The organism is Micromonospora sp. ATCC 39149 (genome assembly GCF_000158815.1).
Classification (GTDB): Bacteria; Actinomycetota; Actinomycetes; order Mycobacteriales; family Micromonosporaceae; genus Micromonospora.
This window is the reverse complement of the sequence record NZ_GG657738.1, coordinates 6662431-6666171: the sequence shown is the minus strand read 5'-3', so window position 1 is coordinate 6666171 and position 3741 is coordinate 6662431. Positions and strand designations below refer to the sequence as shown.

At 76.5% G+C, this 3741-nt stretch carries 4 protein-coding genes; all 4 read left to right on the top strand.

Annotated elements, in window-relative coordinates; genetic code table 11:
- The first annotated feature begins 33 nt into the window (after nucleotides 1-33).
- Nucleotides 34-633, top strand: coding sequence for a hypothetical protein (locus tag MCAG_RS28765; protein ID WP_036375685.1), 600 nt, complete (start codon nucleotides 34-36; stop codon nucleotides 631-633).
- Between the two features lie 76 nt (nucleotides 634-709).
- Complete coding sequence (locus MCAG_RS28760; RefSeq protein ID WP_007076453.1) at nucleotides 710-1597, top strand: bifunctional helix-turn-helix transcriptional regulator/GNAT family N-acetyltransferase; 888 nt, start codon at nucleotides 710-712, stop codon at nucleotides 1595-1597.
- Nucleotides 1598-1691: 94 nt separating this feature from the next.
- On the top strand, nucleotides 1692-2237 hold the full coding sequence (locus tag MCAG_RS28755; protein ID WP_007076452.1) for a hypothetical protein: 546 nt from the start codon (nucleotides 1692-1694) through the stop codon (nucleotides 2235-2237).
- Nucleotides 2224-3741: M48 family metalloprotease (locus tag MCAG_RS28750; protein WP_036375683.1), on the top strand; the 1518-nt coding region annotated here is incomplete at its 3' end. The genes MCAG_RS28755 and MCAG_RS28750, both read left to right, overlap by 14 nt.

Genomic DNA, 3741 nt, shown 5'->3' with positions numbered 1-3741 from the left:
CGTCCGGTCCGCGTGCGCCGTCACCATCTCCACATGGACATCTCACGCCGCAGCACCGCGACCTCGGCCGAGACCCCGGCAGGCGCGGGGCGCTGGTCGGTCGTGACGCGTCGCTGGCCGAGCCTGCTCGGCCTGGCCGTGGCCACGGCGGTGCTGGCGACCGGTGCCGACCGGGAAGTGCTGTCGATCACCGTCGCCGTCGCGGCCCTGTGCTACCTGGCCGCCGCCGCGCTCGGCCGGCCGTGGGTGGCCTGGGCGGTGGTCGGCGGCGGCGGGATGATCGTGGCGGCGAGCGAACTCGCGGGGGTGCCGTGGTGGGCCGGCGTGGGCGTCGTCGCGGCGCTGCTGGTCATCGTCGGCCTGGTCGGCGGGGCGCCGCGCGCGCCGCTCGCCGCCCAGGCGGTGGCCCTGCTCGGGTACGGGGGGCTCGCCGTCACCGCCGTCCTCGTCGCCCCGCGCGTCGGGCTGGTGCTGGCCGGGCTCGCGCTGGCCGCGCACGGGATCTGGGACGTGGTCCACTACCGGCGCGACGAGGTCGTGCCACGGTCGCTGGCGGAGTTCTGCGTGCTGCTGGACGTGCCGCTGGGCCTCGGCTTCCTCGTCCTGGCCACCGTGGCTGGCCCGCAGCTGTGACCGGGTCCCCCGCCCGCCGCCCCCCGGACCGAACCTGCCGAACCCAGCCAGGGATTGCCTGACTAAAGTCAGGCATATGGACACGGAGCTCGTCGCCGCGGTACGGCGGTTCAACCGGACGGTCACCCAACGGGTGGGGGCGCTGGACGACGCGTACATGGCGCGCGGGCGTCCCCTCGCCCAGGCACGCCTGCTGTGGGAGATCGGCCCCGACGGCGCCGAGGTCGCGGCGCTGCGGGCCCGCCTCGGCCTGGACTCGGGACACCTCAGCCGGCTCCTGCGCACCCTGGAGGGCGACGGGCTCGTCACCGTAGCGCCGGCCGGCGGTGACGGACGGGTCCGGGTGGCCTCCCTCACCGACGCCGGCCGGGCCGAGTGGACGGAGCTCGACAAGCGCTCCGACGCGTTCGCCTGGTCGGTCCTCGAACCGCTCGCCGGGCCACGCCGCACGCGCCTCGTCGCGGCGATGGCCGAGGTCGAACGGCTACTCGTCGCGTCGATGGTGACCATCGAGCCGTGCCCGCCGGGCGACCCGCGCGCGCGGGCATGCGTGCGGGCGTACGCCCGCGACGTCGCCCGCCGCTTCGACGACGGCTTCGACCCGGCGCTGAGCAGCCCGGTCGGCGACGAGGAGCTGACCCCGCCCGCCGGGGTGTTCCTGCTGGCCACCCTCAACGCCGAGCCGGTCGGCTGCGGCGCGGTGAAACTGCGGCCCGACGTGCCGGCCGAGATCAAACGCGTGTGGGTCTCCGACGCCGTGCGCGGCCTCGGGGTCGGCCGGCGGATACTCGACGAGTTGGAACGGTACGCCGCCGCGCGCGGCTGGACCGCCGTCCGGCTGGACACCAACCGCAACCTCACCGAGGCGCTCGCGATGTACCGTTCCGCCGGGTACCAGGAGATCGAGCCGTACAACACCGAGCGCTACGCCCACCACTGGTTCGCCAAGCGCCTCGCCCCCTGACCGCAGCCCTGTCCGGTTGCCGATCGCCAGCCGCCGCGAATCCCCGTACGGTGAACGCGGGGACCGGCGGGCGGCCGCCGGAGGCAGGAGCAGGATGACCCGCACGACACCGCCGCACGCCGCCGACGGAACCGAGGACGAGCTGGTCCGGTTGGCGATCCGGGCGGTAGCCCCCGAGGAGGAGCCGCTGCTGGTGTTCCTCGCCCCCGCCTACCGCCGCCGTCCGGGCCGCTGGCGGCGGGACCCGTCCCGGCTGGTGCGGGTCGGCGGCGGCGAGGCCGGAGGCGGTGGCTTCGAGGAGACGGTCGCGCCGCTGCTGCCGTACGTGCTGGTGCTCACCGGCATCGCGCTGGAGGCCCTGCGCGACGGCGTGCGCGAGCACGCCACCGAGGCCGTCCGTGGCGGCCTGCGCAGCCTGAGCCTGCGGTGGCGGGCCCGGCGCGCCCGCACCGAACTCCCGTCACCGCCGCCGCTGCGGCTGCGCCCCGGCCAGCTGCTGCGCATCGAGGAGGCCGTCACCGCAGCCGCCCGCGACCCGCGCTGGGAGCTGACCGAGGACCAGGTCGCGGTGCTGCGGAGCGCGGTGCGCGACGCGTTCGCCCAGCGGTTCGGCGTAGACGGCGGCGATGCCGACGGTTGAGGGCAACGGCCCGCCCGCCCCGCCGGCCGGCGCGGTCGCGCCTCCGCTGCCCTCGGCCACCCTCGGCCGGTTCGTCGCCGCGGTGACCGCGGTCGTGGGCACGAGCATGTTCGGCTGGCAGACCGTGCTCGTCGACAGGGACGCCACCCGGGAACGCGCGGAGTGCGTCGCCGGGCTCACCGACCTCCCGGCACCGATCGACGTACGCGCTGGCACGGTCAACGAGGAGAGCCTGGCCGCGATCCAGAGCTGCCTCGGCACGCTCCGGGCGGACTCGGTGCGTCAGATGGCCGTCGGGCTGGCCGTGCTCGCGGCGGTGACCGCCGCCGGCTACCTGCTCGCCCCCTGGTTCGAGTGCCGGCTGCGCGGCCTGCGCCGCCTCGACCGCACGCCTGGCACCGAGGCGCTGCGGGCCGCGCTGGCCGGCCTGGTCCGGGAGGCGGGCCTGCGCCGCCCGCCGGTGTTCGTGGTGTCCCGGTCCGCCCGCATCAGCGGCAACACCTTCGGCGCCGGCCCCGTCCGGTACGTCCGGCTCGACCTCGGCCTCGTGCACGCCCAGCGGACCGCGCCGCAGGTGTTCCGGGCCGTCGTCCTGCACGAGCTGGCGCACGTGCGCAACGCCGACATCCACCTCACCCGGCTGACCATCGCCCTGGCGTGGGCGTTCCCCCTGGCCGTCCTCGTCCCCGTCGCGGTCAACTACGTCGGCTCCGTGCCCGCGCGACGTCTGCTCGACGACGGCTGGCGACTGGTCGCCTTCGCGCTGATCGTGCACGCCTCGGCGTGGTCGGTGCTGCGCGCCCGGGAGTTCGCCGCCGACGCCCGCCTCCTCGGCGGCGACCGTGCGACCGCGCGGGCGCTGCTCGCCGCCGACAACAGGCGAACCGGCCGGTGGGCAGGCCTCGGGTCGGCTTTCCGGTTCCACCCGCTCTCCCGCGCCCGGGCCGACACGCTGGATCATCCCGGCCGCCGGTTCGCCGCCCGCCCCGTGGAGGCGCTCGGCGCGGGCCTCGCCGCCGGGATCGCCGCGCCGCCGCTGCTGGACCTGACGGCCAGCCTGCCCCACCAACTGCCGAGCTCGGACCGCCTGACCGGCGGGGCCTTCGCCACCGGGCTGCTGCTCGGCGTGCCGCTCGCGCTGGTCACCACCGGCGCGCTGTGGCGTTGCGCCTGGTGGGCGCGGCACACCGGCACCGCCGCGGCCACGGGCACGGCGTTCGGTGCGGCGCTGGCCTGCGGCCTGGTCGTCGGCCGCCGGCTGTCCTGGATCACCGCCTACACCGACCAGCACCGGGCCTGGTGGATCGAGGTCGTCCTCGGCCTGCTGTGGAATCGCCGGCGGGGCCCTGCTCGGTCGGTGGGTGGCCGGCAGCGCGCGGGCGTACCTGCGGAGCATCACGCCGGAGCAGACCCGCCGGACCCGGTTGGCCTGGGCCGGCGCGGTGCTGGCCACCACCGTGCTCACCGCCTGGTCCCTGGGGTTTCTGCTCATGCTGGACTTCGC